Raw genomic sequence first — 20,473 nt, 5'->3', positions numbered from 1 at the left:
CTTGTGCTTGTGCTTGTGCTTGTGCTTGTGCTTGTGCTTGTGCTGGTCGGGGCCGGATGATAGGTTTGGCCTATGAAGGACAGTGCTGATACAACAGCGCAAAAAGCCTGTCGGTAAGCCGTTTAAGGAACTGCGATACGGTAGAAGTCCAGGCAGCTCTCGTCGGTCTGGCTGGCAATATCGCTTCCCTCGTCACGGTGCTGGAGGGAAAAACCGAAACGGTTGCGACTGCTTGAGCCAGCACGTTTACATCGGCGGGGGCGTCATTGCTCTCACCTTTGTTGGCCTGGCTGATCTGGTTCTCGTACCGGCCCGGAAAAAAACGCGTCCGTAACCATGGCAGAGGCCGCGACTGATAGCGCAAAGGTAATCACTGAGAAGGTCAAAGCGATGGCGCAGGCTCAGGCAAACAAGTCTGCGCCTGAGGATGGCGTGCTGGCGCGGCTTGATGGAACGGATGCAGAAGTGGGTGATTTCTCACCGGCTGCCTTCCCCCTCTCCGCATCCGGCTTTGGGTCAACAGGCATACATCTCTCGCAAGATGCTTGGCCTACTACCTTAATGTTTTAAGGCTTAGGAAGGCACCCCACAGTCGCATCTCCATCCACGCTGTTGCAGCCCAAGAATCCTACGGCACGCATCAAATCCCGTGCAAGCGAGAAACAATTCGGGCAGAACTCAATTTCTGCACGGATTTTACCGGTGAGTCGCGACACTATTCGGTCGAAAACGACACTTAGCGGCAGCCTGCTCACAGCGATGACCGATGATACGCAAGGTCGAAGTCGCTTGATTGACTAAGATTTCTTAGGGAAATTCTGACCGGATCGGGTGGTGGGCGCAACAGGGATTGAACCTGTGACCCCTACCATGTCAAGGTAGTGCTCTACCGCTGAGCTATGCGCCCCCGATCCGGTGAGGCGGTGTTTAGCTGTATCAGCTCGGGGTGACAACCCCCCAAAATGAAAAAAATGCATTGAGGTTATGACGACCCTTTCCCCCTATCCTGCTGTTATCATTAAAAAACCTCAGAAAACCGCCGTCCCGATCGTGGTTTCTTCTCCTCATTCCGGAGAAAAATATTTTCCTGATTTTCTGGAGACGACCCGGCTGTCTTTAAGGGAGCTTCAACAGACGGAAGACAGGTTTGTTGATCGACTGTTTGAGCGCGCTCCCGAAATGGGAGGGACGTTGCTTACAACAGAATTTCCGCGCGTCTGGTGCGATGTGAACAGGGATTGCCGGGAACTGGACTCAGGTATGTTTCGCCCCGCCCTTTTGAATGAAGGGTTATTGCGAAGTGCGAAAGTCAGAGCAGGATTTGGTGTCATTCCGCGATGTGCTTCCCAAAGCCGCCCGATCTATACTCACTGTCTTCCTGCGGAAGAGGTTCATCGGCGGTTGCAGTTGGGATGGCTTCCCTATCATGAAGCCCTCAATCAGTTGTTGGAAGGGTTGAGGCAGCAGTTTGGTGTGGTGATTTTGCTGGAAGCACACTCCATGCCTCGCCTTCCCCAGGCGCGTGCATGCGATATGGTGATTGGAGATGTGCATGGAAAATCCTGCTCTCCGGATCTTACAGAGGCTGTGGAGCATTATCTGCTTCAACTTGGATATGAGGTTCGCCGGAATGTCCCTTATGCAGGTGGTTACATCACAAGTCATTATGGCCATCCAGCAGAAGGGATACATGCCTTTCAACTGGAGATCTGTCGCTCACGCTATCTGAACGCAGCGACCTTACAGCCATCGCGGGGTTTCCAGCAGGTTCAGAACGATATGTCCGGCTTGCTGGAGACACTGGCGTGTTTTGCTGAAGAACGCCTGTATTCCGCGATTTCATCACAGGTCTCATCACTGTCCTGATGGCTTTTTTATGGCCTTTTGTCCGCTGGAATAGTCACTTAAATTTGCGGTGAGTGCTTTTGGGAAATGTGCCCTAAGGTGATGGTTTTGAATCTGAGTTTGGACAAGTGCATGTTTCTGGGAATTGACGTTGGGACATCCGGAATCAAGGCTCTGCTGGTGGATGAAAACCAGCGGGAAGTCGCGTCCCACACGGAAAGCCTTACGGTTAGCCGACCTCATGCGGGATGGAGCGAGCAGGATCCGGAGGACTGGTGGAAAGCAACCTGTCGCGCCATTGACGTGCTGCAAAGTCAGCACCCTGAAGCTGTCGCAGCGATCCGGGGCATTGGTCTCTCTGGCCAGCAGCACGGCGCGGTTCTGGTAGACACGTCGGGGCATGTTCTGCGGCCCTGCATTCTCTGGAATGACACCCGTGCAGAAGCGGAATGCGCGCTTTTTGAAGAGCGGTTTCCGCTCAGTCGCGAAGTGACAGGCAATATTGCCATGCCGGGCTTTACCGCTCCAAAGCTCCTTTGGATTGCCCGGCACGAGCCTGAAATTTTCGCACGGATCAGGCATGTTCTGCTTCCGAAAGCATGGCTACGCTATCGGATGACTGGCGAGATGATCGAGGACATGTCGGACGCATCCGGCACGCTCTGGCTCGATGTCGGAAAACGCGCATGGTCGGCTGAAGCATTGAAGGCGACCGGTCTGACGCTGGCGAACATGCCTGCGCTCTGTGAAGGTACGGCTCCCGCCGGGTATCTGAGTAAAAACCTTACAAACCGTTGGGGCATGGCGTCCCCGCCTGTTTTTGCTGGAAGTGCTGGAGACAACGCGGCCGGAGCAGTGGGGCTGGGGGCAATCCGCAACGGCGATGCCTTTATTTCTCTGGGAACGTCTGGCGTTGTTTGGGTGACGACGAATGAGTTCAGGGCTGAACATCAGTCCGCCATTCATGCTTTTTGCCATGCTGTACCGAAAACCTGGCATCAGATGGGGGTTACGCTTTCTGCAGCAGCATCCCTCGCGTGGTGGGCAAAGGTATGTGGCGTGACAGAGCGTGAACTTTTGGCCGAACTGCCAGAGCGCCCTGCCCGTCCTTCGTCAGTGCTTTTTGCTCCCTATCTGTCGGGTGAAAGAACGCCTCACAATGACGGAACCATTCGGGGCGGATTTATCGGGTTGTCTCACGATACGAGCCGCGCGGAACTGACGCAGGCTGTTCTTGAAGGTGTGGCGTTTTCTTTCCGTGATGCTCTGGAAGGACTGATTGCTTCTGGCTCCTTGATCACGGAGGCGGATGTGATTGGCGGCGGATCGCGTAGTCCGTTCTGGATCTCCGTTCTTGCTTCAGTTCTCGGATTGCGGCTGCATAGTCTTGCGCATGGGGAACATGGAGGTGCGTTTGGTGCCGCACGTTTGGCCCGAATTGCGGCAACGGGTGAAAGCGTGGAGAGCGTGTGCACGGCGCCTGAGCGGATTTCCGCCACTGATCCTGACCCGGAACTGCAGGTTGCCTACAAAAAGGCTTATAGCCGTTATCGTCGTATCTATCCGGCACTCCGTGATATTCAGGATGCTTGAGCGCGAAACTCAGGTTTGAAAGAAGATGTTTTGCCTGCGACGCTGGCATGGTAAGGGCCGGTCTTATGCAGGCAAAACTTCCTTCCGTTTATCTGGCTGGTGATCTGGTCTTTCGCCCGAACGCCTTGGCTCTCTTTGATCGCCTGAAGGTCATTTGTGCTGAGGTCGGGCTTGAGGGGGTTGCTCCATTTGATGGGCAGGCAGAGGCGAAGCTCATGCCGCCAGGGCGTGACACTATTCTGGCGTTCGTTCGTGCAGATCGGGAACTGATGGATCAGTGTGAGGCAGGATTGTTCTGCGTCGACCCTTTCCGCCGTTCGGCTGACATGGACCCCGGCACTGCGGTTGAAATTGGCTACATGCACGGCCTGGGTAAGCCTATGGAGGGCTACACCGTGGATGGACGCCTCTATCCTGAAAAAGTCGAAGCGTATTGGCGCGATGCCTGGCGGGAACCTCTACGGGCCCGGAGTGAAGATGGAGCCCCGGCCTCGGGTAGCATGGAAGACCCGGATGGGATGCTGGCTCACTCCGAAGGTCTGTATCAGAATGGCATGATTGACGGGTTCATTGGATTTTCCGGTGGCGAAATTTCAGTCGATGCCGACTTTTATGAAGCGTTTCGAAAGGCGGCAAAACGTCTCTCCGAGCGTCTGGGCCGTTAAGGCGCCTCATCCATTCTGTTAAAAACAGGTCCTTGCTTTTGCATGGAGGATTTTGGGGTGCGTTCTTACGGTTTGATGCTGGTTGCGATACTGGGTCTGTCTGCCTGTGCGGATCACAAGAGGCCAGACACTCGGGCAGATCTTTTGAGGCCAGTCAAAGGCGATCATTCGGGAGCAAACGATTTCTCGACCCTTTCAAAGAGCGGAAAAGTGCACGGCTCCATGTCGATGAGCTCCGGCTTTGGCGCAGGTTCGGGGGTGAGAAACGGGCTGCGAAATTCGTCTCCAGGCAGCCCGGCCGGAGGATGGTGACAGCCCTCTGTTGTCAGTTTGATCGAAAGCTCGACAGTGGCGGAGCCACTTCTTCAAGGGATTTGTTCTCGGCATCGATGCCAAAGATCCAGGCGACAATACTTGCGCCGAGCATGAGAACCGCTGCAAACGCATAACCTGCCACGACGGAATCAATGTTGCCCGTCTCGATCAGGTATCCAAAGAGGACTGGTGCCGCCGCTCCTCCGAAGAGTGTACCCAAGGCATAGAAAACGGCGATAGCGAAAGCGCGCATTTCCAGCGGGAAAAGCTCGCTGGCAGTCAGGTAGGCAGAAGACGCTGCGGCTGAGGCGAAAAAGAACACTGCACTCCAGCCCAGTGTTTGGGTTAGCGCAGTCAGCATATGGGCGTGCATGGCCAAGGCGACGACAATCATGAGCACCCCCGAGATTGCGTAGCTGGTTCCAATCATGCGACGGCGCCCGATCGTGTCGAACCAGCGTGCCAGGAGGAAGGGCCCCAGAAGGTTTCCAAGCGCCAGAGGCAGGATATACCAGCCGACATGCCCCGTAGGTACGGAGAGGTAGTTGGTCAGAACCATGCCATAGGTGAAGAAGACCGCATTATAGAGAAACGCCTGCGCGATCATCAGGACGAGAACATAAAACGTTCTGCCCCGATAATCCTGTAGCATGATCCGGATCATATCCAACGGCATGAAAACACCTGCCGGATAGATGAGGACTTTCGGAAGTACGCTGTTGCTCTCCAGCCCTGGGGAATGGGCCTCCATTCTCGAAACGATAGCGTTTGCCTCCTGTATGCGACCATGTGTCATCAGCCAGCGGGGACTTTCAGGAACAAATGCCCGCAGGAAAAGAATGACAATACCCAGCATGGCTCCGATGGCGAAGGATACCCGCCACGCTATGGAAACAGGAAGAAGGCTGTTGTTCAGAAGAGCAATAGACCCTAAAGCCCCGAGGGCGGCTCCTGCCCAGAATGTTCCATTGACCATGAGATCCACGCGGCCACGTAGACGCGCGGGTACAAGCTCATCAATGGCAGAGTTGATCGCAGCATATTCTCCCCCGATGCCAAGGCCAGTCACCATACGGGACAGAGCAAAACTGACTGTACCCCACGCACAGGCAGACGCACCCACACCGAGCACATACAATCCAAGGGTAAGGAAGAAGATCTGTTTGCGTCCCAGGCGATCAGTCATCCACCCGAAGACAAGAGCACCGAGTACGGCGCCTGTCACATAGGCAGAAGATGCAAGACCTACTCCTTCTGCGCTGAGGTGAAGAGTATCTGCTCTTTGGAGTGAGGGTCCGAGTGAGCCAACAACGGTTACTTCAAGCCCGTCAAGGACCCAGGTGATGCCCAGAGCAATGACGATGAGCATATGGAACCGGGACCAGGGTAGTCGGTCCAGTCGTGCAGAAATATCCGTTTCCAGTGGTTTCCCATCCTGGAATGCCCGGATGGAAGAATGGAAGTCCTGGACATGTTTCTGCAAGGCCGTCTCCTTTTTGCCCGTTTTGAGCTTTAGAGGTGCTGTAGGAAACGCAGGGAGTTTGACGTTGCCGTGGCAAAAACAGGTTTACGACGCTCACATTTTCTTGATTACATTTGGAGTGATATGTATCCGTTCAGTCAGCTCCTGATTAGGTGGAGCAAAAGAAAACGGAATATGTCTTTGCATCTGGCTATACAGGCCTTATGAAATTATGCACTGTTTGTTACGATTTACTTCTTAGGTCTTTGTTTCGTCTTGAATTACCATAAAGCACGAGAGAATCCTTATTCAGGATTTGTTAATATTTTAAGGTTTTAGAGCAAGTTACTGAGGCAGATTTTACTGGGTCTGTTACTCGCCATCCCAGGAATAATCCGGAATCATATGTTTTCCCGTATCGCAAAAAATTACTTTCCTGCACTTGTCGTTGCGGGGGTTGTGTTTTTTGCAGCAGTAACAGGCATTTATTCCAGACACTTTGGTCAGCTTGCGCAGATATGGCCTGCTAATGCCCTGCTTCTCTGGCTCATGATTACCTATTCCCGATTTGCCAGAGCGTCTGGCTGGCTTGGGGCCTGTACCGGCTATTTTCTGGCAGGCTGGGTGATGAATGACACCCTTATAATCAATGTCTGGCTTGGAGCTGCCAATCTGGCGGGTGTGGGTGTCGGCTATATACTCTTCAAGGCTTTGAAGCGGGACAATGAAGGGCTTATCGGTCCTAAGTCTGTTCTTTACCTTCTGCTTATCTGTAGTGGTGCGGCGGGAGCATCTGCCTTGGTCGGAACGGGTCTTTCCAAGCCCATTCCCGGGAGTACGGCGTGGAGCCGCTTCATCCTGTGGTTCAGCAGTGAACTCAATCGACATCTTGTTCTTCTGCCTGTGTGTTTTGCCGGCTGGGAATGGTTTTCCAAACAGCGTCTCTCTCACTGGCGCAGTATTTTTAATATCTGGAAGGTGAATATTGCCCCTGCAGGCAGCCTGGCCGCCTCAGTGGGCCTTGCCGCCATTACGGGTGGTCCTGGCGCCATAGCGTTTCCGGTTCCTGCACTTTTGTGGTGTGCCTTGAGCTATACGGTTCTGCCGCTTTGTCTCATTGTGCTTGTTTTCAATGCAACAGTCATGGGTATGGTCGAAACGGGAATTCTGCATTTTGACCAGATGAACCAGCGGACAGGCGTGATTGTCTCTTTTCGCCTGGGGTTATCTTTTCTGGTTCTGGGACCATTGACCGTAACCGCCATTATGACAACGCAGCGAGCTCTTGTAGAGCGTCTTAACCAGTCAGTTACATGGGATAGTCTGACGAAAGTTCTGAGCCGGCAGGCGTATCTGGAGCAGAGCCTGTCTTTTATTGAGAATGGAAAACAGGGTCATACGCCAAGTATTGCCATTCTCATGCTGGATATTGATCACTTCAAAAGGATCAATGACACGTACGGGCATTTTATTGGTGACAGTGCTCTGGTGGCGGTTGCAGAGGCGATGTCTAGCCTCCTCTCGGAGGGGCAGATCTGTGGGCGTCTTGGAGGAGAAGAGTTTGCTCTCACCCTATCGGGTCTGACCTTGGAAGAGGCGGTTTGTTTTGCTGAAAAGATCAGGCTCGCTGTCGAGAAAATATCCATTCCGCTGAATGAAGACATTTTCATTCAGATGACGGTTAGCATCGGTTTGGCATACCATCCGTTTGCGGATGATGTGAGACTTCGTGTTCTTTTGGCGCAGGCGGACGCGGCTCTCTATCAGGCAAAGGCTAACGGACGAAATCGGGTTGAACTTTCGCCATTCTTGTCCGGGCAAGGCAAAATGAATCCGTCCGCAGTCCTTTAAGGACGATTGTTTCCGGCCTAGTGCCCAATATAACGGCCCGGCCTGTGAAACACCATCAGAACGCTGCTCATGGCCAAAGCGCTAAGGGCGGAGAGCAATGCTTTTTCCCAGGGAAGGAAGAAAGCAGATGTTGCCACAATGGCAGCATCAATCATGATCTGGACCCGTCCTGCATTGATCCCCCGACTTTTCTGGAGCCAGAGGGTCATGACGCCCGTTCCACCTACGCCTGCCTGATGACGTGCCAGAGACAGAATGCCCATGCCGATGACTGTCCCTCCGAACAGGGCCGCAAAGAGCGGCTCAACGTATGACAGGTTCATAACGCTTGGAAGCACGCTGGCGAATGCCGTGATGCCGAAGCTCGCAATGGTTGTCTTGAGCGCGAACTGCGGTCCCATCGCTCTGATGGCAAACAGAAGAAATGGAATGTTGATGAGTGTGAAAAGATTTCCGGGCGTCAGGGGCACCAGGTAAGACAGCAGCAGGGCAATGCCCGCCACGCCCCCTGTGACCAGGCCTGCTTTGTGAAGACACATCAGGCCCATGACAATCAGGGAACAGCCGATCAGAAAGGCGTAGACATCTTCTGCGTGAGAATGGCGCAGGCCAGGCCCGTATGGCGAAGTCATATTCGGAAAATCCAGCCGTTCATCAGAAAATTCCCGTCTGTCGCAGTGGAGCAGATTTATGGGAATTCGAGCCAGATAGTTCAGCTAGGTCTCACTGCCCAGCCTCTTTCATCAGAGGAAAATATTGTTTCAAGAATGCCATCTCAGCCTTGCTTGAAGCTGCTTTTGACATGCCGCGATCGGGTGTTTGAGAAGGCGTGACTACGCAAGCTACGATTCTCGGAACCGCTTACTGGCAAGGCAAAAGAAAACCCGGCCTGAGCCGGGTTCCCAAATCACATTCTCCCTCCAGGGCCGCCGTTGCCCATGCCGCCCATATTGCCGCCTGGGCCGCCGCCTCTGCCACCACCTTGGCTATAACCGCCTGGGCCACCCTGGCCACCACCATGATGACCGTGATGTCCACCGCGCCCCATACCATCGGGACCAGGCCCCCAGCATGCGGACAGAGCGAGGGCCAGACTGATGCCTGTGCCAATTTTAATGATTTTGTTCATATATCCCTCCTGCTGTTCGTAACGCAGGATTGAAACAGTAAGATCATGGCAATATTGAAACAAAAAGAAACGAGCTCGTAGAGACGCAGAAAAATACCTAAAAAGAGCCCTCTGTGCGGGCGTCTGCAAATATATGTAATAATGCAGCCCACAGACATTTCTGTATCTATAGCAACTTAAGGCCTGAAGTTTTCTATTGATACAGCTCGGAAATTGGGATTTCTGGAAGAGTGCTGTAGATTTTCAGGAAGATCGAATGGTGGGCACGACAGGGATTGAACCTGTGACCCCTCCCGTGTGAAGGGAGTGCTCTACCGCTGAGCTACGCGCCCATTCGATGGACGGGCTTTTATCAGTGGGCCAACTCCCTGACAAGACGCTTTTTTCGCCATCCCCTCGCCTTTCTTTGAACTCATTGCGTCTTCAGAAACACTTTGTCTGACAGGGGATGGCAATGAAACGGAATGCGGCTCTGGATTGTATGCGCGGTGCTGCAATCCTTCTCGTGCTTGGCAACCATCTCGGGATCCGTATTCCCCTTGCTCATACGGTACTAGGGAATGTTCTGCCGCACTGGCTTTTGGTCGGCATGAATTATAATGGTGGTGAGGCTGTCAGCATCTTTTTTGTGCTGTCGGGCTTCCTTATTGCATCGCGCGTCATTCAGAGATTTGGGTCGCTGGATCAGATCCAGCCCCTGCCCTTTATTGCTCATCGAGCCGCACGTATTCTGCCATGCCTTGTGGCGCTGGTCACAGTGTTGGGGCTGCTTGATTATATCGGTTTCGAGGACTATCGCTTCGTTAAGCCGGGTCAGACCTTTTCCGGTGCGGCAATGGCTGCGTTCGGTCTGTACTTTAATGTCTGGCAGGCACGGCATGGCTGGAGCGTGGCAGGCTGGACCGTGCTTTGGTCGCTCTCGATTGAAGAGTTGTTCTATCTGTTCTTCCCGTTCTTCTGTCGCCTGAACAGTCGCATTCGGGTGGGGCTCCTTGTTGCTCTCGCCATTACCGCGCCGATCTACCGTGCAACATTGCATGGTAACGAAATCTGGCGAGAACAGGCGACGTTGACTGGCGTCGGAACCATTGCAATGGGTGTGCTCATGGCAATCGTCGCTGCCAACTATCGGCCTCGAGGGCACTGGCCGGTTGTCATGGGGGCTGTCGGCTTACTGATGATGTTGGCGGAGATGGGGGGCCCGATGTCCTTGTGGCACCTGCTGCCGAATGGTCTGATCGCCATCTTCTACGCCGGCATCGCCATGCTGGTTCTGGCCTGCGGCTGGCGGTCTTTTGAAGGAGGCTCAGGAAGCTGGTGGGTCCGCCGGATAGGGCAGTTGTCCTATGAAATCTATCTGACCCACATGTTCGTTGTCATGGCCGCTGTGCGGATCTGGAAACACAACCATTGGCCACAAAGCATGGGCTGGATCGTCTATCCGATCTGTCTGGTGCTGATCTGGGGGCTGGGAGAAGTCGTGTCCCGTTTCTTCTCCCGCCCGGTTGCCTTCCTGCTGGACCGGGAAGTGGCCTCCCGGTTCCGGCGGACGGTGCTGGTTCAGAACCCGAACATGTGATCGAGGGAGAAGCCGCCCTCGTCGTTTTCGAGACCGTGATAGCCGAACAATCTGCACGTCAGATCGCGGATCAGAACATATCCGCCAACACCGGCCTGCTCCAGATGCGCGCCTTCGAAAAGTTCGTGTGGACGCACCATGAAGGAGCCTGATGGCTGGATGTGAATGGTGGTCTCAGCGATGAGATGCCCATCTGCGGCATAGAGCAGCAATACCGTCTCGGATGGGCTTGTGCCTTCGATGGAGGCTGGATGAATCAGGCAGCAGAAACTCCGCAGTGCATCATGGCCGAGCTTGAGGAACAGTCGGGTCGTCAGGCCCGGCGGTGGCCCGGAATAGGACTGTGGCTCGGAACGCCACGTCATTAGTGTGTTGAAGATGTGGGCGCCAAAGCTGGTTTCGGCGGCATGATCCGTATTGCGGTTGCGATAGCGCATCAGGGCGTGAAGCCAGCCGTCAGCCTCCCCGCCATCACGGAAATCATAGACAAGATCTGCGTGGCCTGGACGATCGGTCAGGTCATGAAGGGCAATCGCCGTAGAATGATCGCGGGGTAGATTGCCGAGGAAATGCGAGCCGACGGGCTGACCGGTTTCGTCGAAAATATCCAGCCGGACAGGCAGTGTTTCCAGAGCTTCGGACATTGGGTTGGGTTGAACGAAGCTCTCGAACTTTGCCGGGTCCAGAATGGGGAATGGTAGAAGGAATCCCCGGCCCAGCGATGGGGCGAAGTTCCGGATAGCCGGGTCTGGGCGAATATTGTCCCGCTCAACGTTCAGATGAGCAATACGCGTCCGGCCACGCTGCTCAATTTCATAGCGAGGCCGTACCAGATGACGGCCTGAACGCATTTCAAGCTGGGATGGCCAAGCCAGATCCGGGAAAAGGGCTCCGACATTGACGGCCACTGTCTCAAATGGCCCGATCGCATGATCTACGCTCCGATGATCGTCCACGCCCATTGGATTGAACGTAATGGCACCCGCCGGAATGGTCGTGGCGTGGCTGTTCTGAACCCAGACCGTCAGGGTTTCATCGGCTTCGGGAGCAGGAAGTGTCGCATACCGCACGGATGGCCAGGCGTTGGCATCATGTGTGACGGAGAGGCTCGGATCGCCGTTCTTGCCCCACATGTCGAGCGCATATTTCACGACGTCATGTCCGCGGGCACCGATGACGTGAATGAATAGCTGCCCCATGAAAGCAGGCAAACCGAAGCGCTTGCGGACATCCGCACTGTCGATGGTGATGCCAGCGCCTGCATGTTCAACCGGCTGTTCCCACTGGGCGATGATCTGACCTGTTCCGTCATAGAGACGCAGCCAGTATCGCAGGTTCTGTGTCCCATAATTGGACCAGTAGTTTGCTGTCACGATCCGCGTGGAAAAGCGGTCGTCATCGCGGAAAAATGCGAAATTTGTCGCGAAATTGAGCTTGTCGAGATATGGCCGGCCACGAACGATCATGTCGTCCGGCAGGCGTGCGGGAGCGAGGGTATAAAGGTCACGACCGTTTAGAAGCGACGCTAGGCGGCCCCGCATTTTTGCGTCGTCGAAAGACAGCGCAAGGATAATGTCCGCATCCACATGTGGCAGGTCCACGAGGGCTTTCCGCTCACCGCCAAACCCGTCCGGCTGGCCGACCTGTTCCGTATCGTGAACCAGAACGACGGAGGGGCGCAGGCCGGGATAAAGGGCCACCAGCGTCCGGACCGTATCTTCCGGATCATAAAGAGCGATACTCTGCCCGGCGAAGTCCTGCTCCATACGCGTCAGCGCTTCGGCGGCAAGCGGGTGGGCCAGCGCCTTGTAGAGCACATTGCCACCCTGTGGACCGAACGTGCGGATATCGAGCATAGAGGGCCCTTTCAGAGCTTCAGTCGTTGGCGCATTTCTCTCGCCGCAGTAGGGGTGTCGTCAAGCGGGTGGACGGACCAGGGTTCAAGGTCGAGGCTGAAGGGCCGGATACGCCCGGCGTCCTGAAGGGTTTCGACAAACCTGCCAATCCGGGTGGACTTTCCGGGAAGCGGCAGGATCATGACCGGTGCGGTCGTGGCCGCAGCTTCCGAAATCATCGAAACACTATCTGTCGTGACCGCAATGACGTCCGCACAGGCCAGCATCCCGAGATAAGGGTTATCGCTGCCCTGCCCTTCAAGAATCCGTATTCCGGCCGGGATCAGCTTTTCCTTCAGGACAGCAAGCGCGGCGGCATCCGTCCTGCGGGATGGCGTCAGCACCGCCTGCATACCATTGCGGCTGGCAAAAGCGATCAGTCCATCAGCCATTTCTGCTGCTTCGGCGGCTCCAAGAGAAAAACGTCCATTCGTTCCGCCGATCAGGATGGACAGCAAGGGTCTGTCATCCTGTTTCAGGCGGCCTTCCCACGTGGCGCGTGCGACATCCAGTTTCTGCGGCGTTACGGGATGCAGCGCATTGCGAGAAATCAAAACATTCTCGCCGGTGATGCCATCATGGGTATTTGCGATCACGAGATCGAACTTTGACAGTGCTGTTCTGGGGTTCTGGATCTGGACGACCGGTAGCCCTTCCCGTCTGGCAACTGCCGCGCCGGCAACCCCGCCCGTTCCGCCAATGCTGATGATGAGCCGGCTGTCGGGCGAAATGCTGATTGGCGCGATGCGCTTTAGAGGAGACGGCCAGTAGCGGGCAGGAAAATGGTTCCAGGGTTTGCGGATCAGGACGGGGCGGAACTCCCACTCAAGACCAGCCTTTTCGGCAAGGCCTGCCCCCTGTGCTCGCATGCCGGCGAAGTCTTCTGCGATGATTGTCGCCTTCATGGCGGGCCTCCTTAAAAAAGAGCTATTTCCCGAAACGGAAGAAATTTGGCAAGAAGCGCATATGACGATGCCTGAAACACCCTCGACTGACACACCTTCGACCGACGCTCCTAACGGCTTTGCCGCATTTGGTCTGATCTCTCCTCTTCTGGCTACGCTGGAACAGGTGGGACACAAGCGGCCCAGCACGATTCAGGTTCAGGCAATTCCGCCTTTGCTGAAGGGTCGGGATGTTCTTGTCGCATCCCAGACGGGAAGCGGCAAAACGGCTGCTTTTGTTCTCCCCATGCTTCAGATCCTGTCCAAGGGTGAGAGTGTCCATGGCCCGCGTGCCCTGATTCTGGAGCCGACCCGTGAACTGGCTGCCCAGACAGCTGCGGTCTGCCGCCAGCTCGGCCGTCGCCTCTCCCTGAAGACACGTGTGATCTGTGGCGGAACATCACGTGAGCAGCAGGTCCGTTCCATTGTCGATGGCGTTGATATCGTTGTCGCAACGCATGGTCGTTTGCTGGACCTCGTCACGCAGGGCGAACTGGTTCTTGAATATCTGACATATCTTGTTCTGGATGAGGCTGACCGTCTTCTGGATGAAGATTTTTCGGAGAGCATGACTGCTCTGACGCCTTACTTCCCGGACGTTCCGCCCCAGACGGTTTTCTGCTCCGCTACGCTCCCTGAGCCAGTTATGGATCTGGCCAAGCGTGTGACGCGTGATCCTGTTCGCGTCGAAGTGGCTGCGGAGACTTTTACGCCCAAGAAGATCCGCCAGCGTGCGATGTTCGTGGAAAAGGAAGACAAGCCTGAGACTGTTGCACGTATCCTGCAACGCTTTCCCGGCCGCAGTATGGTGTTCACCCGTACGAAGGCAAATGTCGATTTGCTGGCGAGGATCCTGCGCAAGCACAATATCAGGTCTGAGACTCTGCATGGTGACCGTACTCAGGGCGCGCGGAACAAGGCGCTTGATCTGTTCCGTCAGGGACGCGTGCCGGTTCTGGTTACGACGGACATTGCGTCCCGCGGGCTGGATATTTCCGATGTGGATCTCGTGATCAACATGGATATGCCTGAGACACCCGAAGCTTACGTGCACCGCATTGGACGGACGGCTCGTGCGGGTAAGAAAGGGGCTGCTTTCTCGCTCATCAATATCGATGAGCGTCTGTCCCTTCGCGATATTGAGAAGCATATTGGTTACCGGATCCGCATTGCGACGGAAGACGCTCTCGATACCTAATTGCTTGCTGCATTCAGGATTTTCTGCCCCAGTTCCTGCCATGCCCCGGCGCTGTCAGGAGCCGGAGCAATGGGTGGCGGGGAGTTCAGAAGCTGGATGATGGCTATCGCGATTGAGCGTGCGTCTGGCTCGCAGAGCACAGCCTGAGGATTGGCGGAAAACTGCTCAGACAGTCCGCCGACAGTGGTTGCCACCACATATCGCCCCCCTGCGGCTGCCATTGCGCCTACACCGCTCTGGGATGCTTCCCGGTAAGGCAGGAGCAGCACATCTGCCCAGGCGATCAGCCGCGACAGTTCGTCTTCCGGCACCCATCTGTTTTCGACGGTTACATCCCGTATTTCGGAAAGGCGAAGCAGTTCCGGGCTTTGCGGCCCTTTGCCGATGATCCTGCAATCGATCGCAAATTCCAGCTGAGGAAGGGCATCTGCCAGTAGATCGAGCCCCTTGTAGGGGAGCAGTCGCCCGAACATCAGCAGTCTTGGTTTCCCTCCATGGCTGAAAGGTGGCGGCGCTTCCGTCCCTACAAAAGGCGGATGCGAAAGAGAAAGAACCGATTTCCCCCGACAGATGGCGTCTCCTGACAACACATTGGCGACGTGCTGGCTGAACGTCACCAGAAGGGATGACTGACTGATGAGTGCTTTCTGCAGGAGCATCTGAAACGGATAGCCGTCTCCCGGATGTGCTCGGGCATCATGAACAATTGTCACGACCTTTACGCCTGCCCGCCGCAGGGCATGGGCCATCAGAACATCAAGCGGGGCCGGCATTGCACAGATTGCGACGTCTGGCCTGTTACGGAGCATCGACAGGAACAGCTGCGTGATGATCAGCGGAGCCTGTAGAAACCTGCCAAACAGCCCCAGGGCAGACTTGTAGGTTTTGAACACCAGAGCATCTTGCGGTGCGTGGTGGCTGTGAAGAATTTCAGCCTCTTCCGAAAGCGAAAGCCGTACACAGACATCCGGTAAGGATGCCAGCCCATTCGCGAGATCAACCGCTATGCGCGGCCCTGCCCCTCTTTTTCCCCATTGCCAGACGAGGACAGTCTTTACCGCCACGTTTCAACTCCTGCGGCGTTAATGGCGTTCAGAAGGCTCGCCCCGTGAAGATGTTCTGCAATGCGGTCCTGACCGGCTTTGCCCAACCGTTTCCGAAGATCAGGATTGTCTGCTGCCAGACGAAGGACCTGCACGGCTGCGTGCCTGTCCGGAAGCGCCCAGCATGTCTGGGGCATTTCCAGAACGCCTCTCGGGTCATGAGCAGGCACGAGGCTATAAGCAACAGGGAGCCCGCAGGTGCTGTCCATGAATTCGGCTGTGGCAGACCAGTTGGTCGCGATCACACATCGCCCCAGAGCCATCGCCTCGGCCACAACAAGGCCAAATCCCTCGCTGCGATGCAGGGACAGCACGATGTCGCAGCAGCCCATCAGGGCCAGTCGATCGGCACCGCTGTAATGGTGCATATCTATGCGGATATTGGTGGCATTTCCAACGGTGTCCCGGATGGCAACCATGTCTTCGGGATAATTTTCCGTATGGCCGATCTTCAGAAGCAAAAGGCGGTCCTCGCTGTCACCAAACGCTTCGCGGAATGCCAGAATCGTATCGATCGGGTTTTTGCGCACCATGCTCGATGCCAGATTGAAAGAGACCAGAACAATGACAGCCTTTTCTGGGAGTCCGAAAGACGTACGATCGCGCGCGGATGGGGTCTGGTCTGCCAGTCCGACGGGGTGTTCCACGACGCGTACGGGACGTCCCAAGGGGATCAGAGCATCAGCAGTAAAGCGGGACGGCGCCCAGATTTCATGAACATGCCGTCGTGCATGTCTCCATGTGTCTGGCACAACCGGGAGTTCCCAGGCCCAGTAGCCGATGACTTTCCGTTCGATTTTGAGCGTACGCGGCATTCTGAGCAATGCAGCGGGAAGCATGGGCGCGTTGACATGCATGATCAGTGGTGCGCCCGGACCGACAGCCTCTCCGTCCAGGCGGCATGTATCAATGTCCCATGTGGCACACAGGATGCCGAGCTTGCGAAGGGCCGCCACCATAAGGCGTGCACCTTCCCCCATGCCGGAGCCTCGGCTGAACTCGCCCGCAACAATAACGCCGGACGCATGTCGGGGGTAACTTGATCGGACGCCGGGCGTTATGCCTGCTGTAGCCCAGGCAAAGAAGCAGCGTCTCTGTTGCTGGGGAAATTTTCGCCACACCTTGTGAAAAAACGATAGGCCCGTACTGCGCTTCACAGAAATTCCTTCAAGGCGTCTTTTGGAACAGACGAACACTGTCAGAAATTAAAACCACAATTTTCGTGTCTTATTTTTTACAACATGTTGCAGGCGGACACATTGCTACGCTGCTATCCTTCAAAGTCTCTATGATCAGGGGCGCGGAACGTGCTTACAGTGCAATCTATGACGGATCAGCGCCCTATTCCCCTCAGTGCAGAAACGATTCTTTCGGTATTGATATCGTTTGATACAACGAGCAGCCGATCCAACCTGCCGATCATCGAATGGATTGAATCCTACCTCGCGTCCCAAGAGGTCTTTTTCGTTCGCTATCCGGGGGGAGATAACGGGAAATGGAACTTGCATGCCATTATCGGCCCTCAGACTGCCGGTGGCATAGCATTCGCCGGGCATGTGGATTGTGTTCCGGTCGATGGGCAGGACTGGTCATCTGATCCCTTCGTTCTGCGTGAAGAAAATGGTCTTCTTTACGGGCGTGGCGCAGCGGACATGAAAGGTTATGTAGCCTGTATGTTGGCAGCCATCCCTGACTTCAAGGCCATGGAACTTCCCAAGCCAGTTCATCTTCTTTTCACCTGTGACGAGGAAATCACCTGCGATGGCGCGCGGTCTCTGATTGCAGATATTCGTCGTGCGGATCTGTTGCCGGAGCTGTGCATTGTCGGTGAGCCGACCATGATGAGCCCGGTGATTGCTCACAAGGGGCGTTTTGCCGTGCGGGTTCGGCTGACCGGGAAACCCGGCCACTCCTCCCTTCCTGAAGGTGGCCGAAACGCGCTGCATGCCATGGGGCGTGCCATTGCATTATGCGCTGATGAAGCAGACCGGTTTGCTCGTGAGGGCCGCCGGATCGAAGGTTTCACGCCTCCCTACACCACCATGCAGGTCGGGCTGGCGTCAGGGGGAAGTATTCTCAATATCATTCCCGAGCATGCGCAGTTTGATGTGGAATGGCGGAACGTGCCGGGAGATGAAGGCGCTGAAGAGTTTGAGAAACTCAAGGAAACTCTTGCGCCTTTGGACAAGGATCTCAAAAAGGATAATCCCGAGGGCGGGATCAGTTATCTCCAACTTGTAGATCTTCCGCCGCTCGCTTTGCCTATGGATCATCCGCTGACAGATCTGACCTGTCAGATCACTGGCCGAAACACGACAGGCATGGTTTCATACGGCACTGAAGCTGGCATCTATCAACGGGGCGGTATGAACAGCATCGTCTGCGGACCGGGCGACATCGCGCAGGCGCATCGTCCCGATGAGTTTGTTGCCAGGGAGCAACTGGAGCGTTGTGAAAAGGCGCTTCGGGACTTTGCACGGAGGGTGAGCGGGACGGCATGAGTTGCAAGGCTGGTCAGAGACATCATCCGATCAGGATTCGCCAGCCTCGCCTGACGGAAGACCTGCCCGGATGTGGTCGTCCGGCTTATCCTTTGAATGTTTGCCTGGACCCTCCCGACCTTTCCGCCTGGCGTAATCCTCCGTCAGGCATTCCCGGCGTCCAGATTTTTGACTCTGGTCAGAGCGGGCCGGATCTCGTGATTACGGGTATGGTGCATGGCAACGAGTATGCTGGTGGCCATGCTCTGGAAATTCTGCGCCAAAGTCATCCCGTCCCCCTTACCGGGCGGCTCACACTGATCCTTGCCAATCTGGAGGCTTTCGATCGCTTTGATCGGACGGCTCCGATGACGTCCCGCTACCTGACCGAGGATCTGAATCGCCTGTGGCATTCGTCACGACTGAAAAGTGATGAACACTCCAGTGAACTGGATCGGGCCCGTGAAATTCTTCCTTTTCTTGAGCGAGCGGACCTGCTGCTGGATCTTCACTCCACGCTCTGGCCGTCCGATTCTGTTTTTATCGTTCCGCCACGTCGACGTTCCAGCGACTTTGCCTGTATCCTGGCCTCGGAAGAGGATCCGGCCGCGCTGGTTCTGACAGATCTCGGACATCATGGCGGTTCACGGCTGATTGAGCATTCCCGGTTCATGGCGATTGGTGGAACCGGCCGAGCCTGTCTTCTGGAAGCCGGTCTGCACTGGCAGCCAGAGACCGTGGACATGATGGTCAGGATTTCCGAGCGTTTTCTGAAAGACGCGATGCGAATTCATTTTCAGGGGCGTGGAACGGACACAAAGCAGCCAGCGGAAATGGCTGTCGTGACGGATAACGTCATGGCGCGGAGTGCAGATTTCAGATTTGTGGAGCCATGGATTGGCAATACCTGCATTCCAAATGCGGGAACCGTTATTGCCCGGGACGGGCATGATCTGATCTGTACACCTTATGACAAGTGTTTGCTGATCGTCCCGAATTTGTGCCCCAGACAGGGGCAGCTTGCGGTGCGTCTGGCCAGACGCACCGCAGTCCACCTCAACTCTTAGGCCGAAGCGCGATCATAGATCGGGAAGCGACGGCAGAGCGCCTTCACTTCTTCATGGACACGTGTGGTCGTGTCATTGACGTCGCCCTCTTCCAGAGCCGCCGTCAGAACTTCGTCCATCATGCGGGCAATGGTGCGGAATTCTTCTTCGCCGAACCCACGTGCCGTTGCAGCAGGGCTGCCCAGACGAATGCCAGACGTGACGAACGGCTTTTCCGGATCAAACGGGATGGCGTTCTTGTTAGCCGTGATGCCGGCGCGCTCCAGAATTTCTTCCGCAAGCTTACCCGTCACTTTCTTGGGGCGCAGATCCACGAGAACGAGATGGCTGTCCGTGCCACCTGTCACAATGTCGAAGCCACGCAGTTGAAGTTCGTCGGCCAGCGCCTTCGCATTGGCCACAACGCGCTTCTGGTAGTCGCGGAAGTCTTCCTTCAGCGCCTCACCAAAAGCAACGGCCTTGCCTGCAATGACGTGCATCAGCGGGCCGCCCTGAAGGCCTGGGAACACGGCAGAGTTGACCTTCTTTGCCAGCTCGGCGCTGTTCGTCAGGATGATGCCACCGCGCGGGCCGCGAAGGGTCTTGTGCGTCGTGGACGTCACGATATCAGCGTATGGCAGCGGGCTCGGATACAGGCCAGCCGCGACCAGACCGGCAAAATGTGCCATGTCCACCATCAGATAAGCGCCAACTTCGTCAGCAATCTTCCGGAAGCGTGGGAAGTCGATTACGCGTGGATAGGCGGAGCTGCCTGCGACAATGATCTTTGGCTTGTGCTCACGGGCCAGCTCTTCCATCTGATCGTAATCGATCAGGCCGTCCTGCGCGCGTACGCCATACTGAACGGCGTTGAACCACTTGCCGGAATAGTTCGGAGCGGCACCGTGGGTCAGATGTCCGCCAGCCGCGAGGCTCAGACCCAGAATGGTGTCACCTGGCTTTGCCATCGCCATGAAGGCGGCCTGATTGGCATTGGCGCCGGAATGCGGCTGCACGTTTGCAAATTCGGCGCCAAACAGCTTTTTAAGGCGCTCGATGGCGAGGGTTTCAACGCGATCCACGTCCACGCAGCCACCATAGTAGCGCTTGCCCGGAAGACCTTCAGCGTACTTGTTGGTCAGAACAGAGCCCTGCGCTTCCATCACGGCAAAAGATGCCATGTTTTCGGACGCGATCAGCTCGATACCATCCTGCTGACGGGTCAGTTCGTCGTTCAGGATGGAGGCAACTTCGGCATCAGCCTCTTTCAGAGGCGCGTGGAAAAAAGGATTCAGCGTGGACTGGCTGGCGTGTTCCGACATCGTGGTCCATTCTCCAGGGTGAGTTCGCCCCGTCACTACCGCAGAA

The 20,473-nt window shown here is 55.7% G+C and carries 16 protein-coding genes and 2 tRNA genes; 8 read left to right on the top strand and 10 right to left on the bottom strand.

The window, feature by feature from the left end; translation table 11 throughout:
• Positions 1-832 precede the first annotated feature (832 nt).
• Positions 833-907, bottom strand: a tRNA-Val gene (locus tag B7444_RS00230).
• Positions 908-984: 77 nt separating this feature from the next.
• On the opposite strand from B7444_RS00230, the gene B7444_RS00225 reads away from it, so the two are divergent.
• The 3 genes from B7444_RS00225 (at position 985) to B7444_RS00215 (ending at position 4,103) form a co-directional block, all read left to right on the top strand.
• Entirely contained in the window at positions 985-1,866 is an 882-nt protein-coding gene (locus B7444_RS00225) for an N-formylglutamate amidohydrolase (protein WP_007281940.1), read from the top strand.
• 111 nt (positions 1,867-1,977) lie between these two features.
• On the top strand, positions 1,978-3,438 hold the full coding sequence (xylB, locus tag B7444_RS00220) for a xylulokinase (protein WP_007281939.1): 1,461 nt from the start codon (positions 1,978-1,980) through the stop codon (positions 3,436-3,438).
• 65 nt (positions 3,439-3,503) lie between these two features.
• Positions 3,504-4,103 carry a nucleoside 2-deoxyribosyltransferase gene (locus B7444_RS00215; RefSeq protein WP_007281938.1) on the top strand — a complete coding sequence of 200 codons (600 nt, stop codon included), beginning with the start codon at positions 3,504-3,506 and terminating at the stop codon, positions 4,101-4,103.
• 325 nt (positions 4,104-4,428) lie between these two features.
• Here the strand turns inward: B7444_RS00215 and B7444_RS00205 are convergent, their stop codons facing one another.
• Positions 4,429-5,901: an MFS transporter gene (locus tag B7444_RS00205; RefSeq protein WP_007281936.1), complete on the bottom strand. Its 1,473-nt coding sequence runs from the start codon at positions 5,899-5,901 to the stop codon at positions 4,429-4,431.
• A 384-nt stretch (positions 5,902-6,285) separates the two neighbouring features.
• Between B7444_RS00205 and B7444_RS00200 the strand changes: the two genes are divergently transcribed.
• A complete protein-coding gene (locus B7444_RS00200) occupies positions 6,286-7,731 on the top strand; it encodes a sensor domain-containing diguanylate cyclase (protein WP_007281935.1) in 1,446 nt (481 codons plus the stop codon).
• Between the two features lie 17 nt (positions 7,732-7,748).
• Here B7444_RS00200 and B7444_RS00195 read toward each other — a convergent pair whose 3' ends face one another.
• The 3 genes from B7444_RS00195 to B7444_RS00185 form a co-directional block, all read right to left on the bottom strand.
• Positions 7,749-8,363 carry a YitT family protein gene (locus B7444_RS00195; RefSeq protein WP_007281934.1) on the bottom strand — a complete coding sequence of 205 codons (615 nt, stop codon included), beginning with the start codon at positions 8,361-8,363 and terminating at the stop codon, positions 7,749-7,751.
• A 275-nt stretch (positions 8,364-8,638) separates the two neighbouring features.
• Positions 8,639-8,860 carry a hypothetical protein gene (locus B7444_RS00190; protein ID WP_224777792.1) on the bottom strand — a complete coding sequence of 74 codons (222 nt, stop codon included), beginning with the start codon at positions 8,858-8,860 and terminating at the stop codon, positions 8,639-8,641.
• 257 nt (positions 8,861-9,117) lie between these two features.
• Positions 9,118-9,192: transfer RNA gene (locus B7444_RS00185), tRNA-Val, on the bottom strand.
• Between the two features lie 122 nt (positions 9,193-9,314).
• Here B7444_RS00185 and B7444_RS00180 point away from each other — a divergent pair.
• Positions 9,315-10,439: an acyltransferase family protein gene (locus B7444_RS00180; protein ID WP_231502972.1), complete on the top strand. Its 1,125-nt coding sequence runs from the start codon at positions 9,315-9,317 to the stop codon at positions 10,437-10,439.
• On the opposite strand, the gene B7444_RS00175 is transcribed toward B7444_RS00180, so the two are convergent.
• Together B7444_RS00175 and B7444_RS00170 are read right to left on the bottom strand one after the other, a co-directional pair.
• A complete protein-coding gene (locus B7444_RS00175; RefSeq protein WP_007281931.1) occupies positions 10,421-12,295 on the bottom strand; it encodes a hypothetical protein in 1,875 nt (624 codons plus the stop codon). The genes B7444_RS00180 and B7444_RS00175 overlap by 19 nt on opposite strands.
• A gap of 11 nt (positions 12,296-12,306) precedes the next feature.
• A complete protein-coding gene (locus tag B7444_RS00170; RefSeq protein ID WP_007281930.1) occupies positions 12,307-13,239 on the bottom strand; it encodes a mitochondrial fission ELM1 family protein in 933 nt (310 codons plus the stop codon).
• Between B7444_RS00170 and B7444_RS00165 the strand changes: the two genes are divergently transcribed.
• Positions 13,223-14,476, top strand: a complete 1,254-nt coding sequence (locus B7444_RS00165; protein ID WP_007281929.1) for a DEAD/DEAH box helicase — start codon at positions 13,223-13,225, stop codon at positions 14,474-14,476. The two genes, B7444_RS00170 and B7444_RS00165, sit on opposite strands and share 17 nt — an antisense overlap.
• Here B7444_RS00165 and B7444_RS00160 read toward each other — a convergent pair.
• Positions 14,473-15,540: a glycosyltransferase gene (locus tag B7444_RS00160; protein WP_007281928.1), complete on the bottom strand. Its 1,068-nt coding sequence runs from the start codon at positions 15,538-15,540 to the stop codon at positions 14,473-14,475. The genes B7444_RS00165 and B7444_RS00160 overlap by 4 nt on opposite strands.
• Positions 15,531-16,775 carry a glycosyltransferase family 4 protein gene (locus B7444_RS00155; protein ID WP_007281927.1) on the bottom strand — a complete coding sequence of 415 codons (1,245 nt, stop codon included), beginning with the start codon at positions 16,773-16,775 and terminating at the stop codon, positions 15,531-15,533. The genes B7444_RS00160 and B7444_RS00155 overlap by 10 nt, the downstream gene beginning before the upstream one ends.
• Before the next feature lie 129 nt (positions 16,776-16,904).
• Between B7444_RS00155 and argE the strand changes: the two genes are divergently transcribed.
• Positions 16,905-18,080 carry an acetylornithine deacetylase gene (gene argE, locus B7444_RS00150; RefSeq protein WP_007281926.1) on the top strand — a complete coding sequence of 392 codons (1,176 nt, stop codon included), beginning with the start codon at positions 16,905-16,907 and terminating at the stop codon, positions 18,078-18,080.
• Complete coding sequence (locus B7444_RS00145) at positions 18,077-19,126, top strand: M14 family metallopeptidase (RefSeq protein ID WP_007281925.1); 1,050 nt, start codon at positions 18,077-18,079, stop codon at positions 19,124-19,126. Before argE ends, B7444_RS00145 begins: the two co-directional genes overlap by 4 nt.
• On the opposite strand, the gene glyA is transcribed toward B7444_RS00145, so the two are convergent.
• Positions 19,123-20,427, bottom strand: a complete 1,305-nt coding sequence (glyA, locus tag B7444_RS00140) for a serine hydroxymethyltransferase (protein ID WP_007281924.1) — start codon at positions 20,425-20,427, stop codon at positions 19,123-19,125. The genes B7444_RS00145 and glyA overlap by 4 nt on opposite strands.
• Between the last annotated feature and the right edge of the window lie 46 nt (positions 20,428-20,473).

It is taken from the genome of Gluconobacter thailandicus F149-1 = NBRC 100600, from assembly GCF_000964465.1.
Lineage (GTDB): Bacteria > Pseudomonadota > Alphaproteobacteria > Acetobacterales > Acetobacteraceae > Gluconobacter > Gluconobacter thailandicus.
Note: the sequence above shows the minus strand (reverse complement) of the source record. Positions and strands in the feature narration are given on the sequence as shown.

Coding starts and splice junctions, on each gene's coding strand:
- B7444_RS00225 (WP_007281940.1), top strand. CDS start 985: ATGACGACCCTTTCCCCCTATCCTGCTGTTATCATTAAAAAACCTCAG.
- xylB (WP_007281939.1), top strand. CDS start 1,978: ATGTTTCTGGGAATTGACGTTGGGACATCCGGAATCAAGGCTCTGCTG.
- B7444_RS00215 (WP_007281938.1), top strand. CDS start 3,504: ATGCAGGCAAAACTTCCTTCCGTTTATCTGGCTGGTGATCTGGTCTTT.
- B7444_RS00200 (WP_007281935.1), top strand. CDS start 6,286: ATGTTTTCCCGTATCGCAAAAAATTACTTTCCTGCACTTGTCGTTGCG.
- B7444_RS00195 (WP_007281934.1), bottom strand. CDS start 8,363: ATGACTTCGCCATACGGGCCTGGCCTGCGCCATTCTCACGCAGAAGAT.
- B7444_RS00190 (WP_224777792.1), bottom strand. CDS start 8,860: ATGAACAAAATCATTAAAATTGGCACAGGCATCAGTCTGGCCCTCGCT.
- B7444_RS00180 (WP_231502972.1), top strand. CDS start 9,315: ATGAAACGGAATGCGGCTCTGGATTGTATGCGCGGTGCTGCAATCCTT.
- B7444_RS00175 (WP_007281931.1), bottom strand. CDS start 12,295: ATGCTCGATATCCGCACGTTCGGTCCACAGGGTGGCAATGTGCTCTAC.
- B7444_RS00165 (WP_007281929.1), top strand. CDS start 13,223: ATGATTGTCGCCTTCATGGCGGGCCTCCTTAAAAAAGAGCTATTTCCC.
- B7444_RS00170 (WP_007281930.1), bottom strand. CDS start 13,239: ATGAAGGCGACAATCATCGCAGAAGACTTCGCCGGCATGCGAGCACAG.
- argE (WP_007281926.1), top strand. CDS start 16,905: ATGACGGATCAGCGCCCTATTCCCCTCAGTGCAGAAACGATTCTTTCG.
- B7444_RS00145 (WP_007281925.1), top strand. CDS start 18,077: ATGAGTTGCAAGGCTGGTCAGAGACATCATCCGATCAGGATTCGCCAG.
- glyA (WP_007281924.1), bottom strand. CDS start 20,427: ATGTCGGAACACGCCAGCCAGTCCACGCTGAATCCTTTTTTCCACGCG.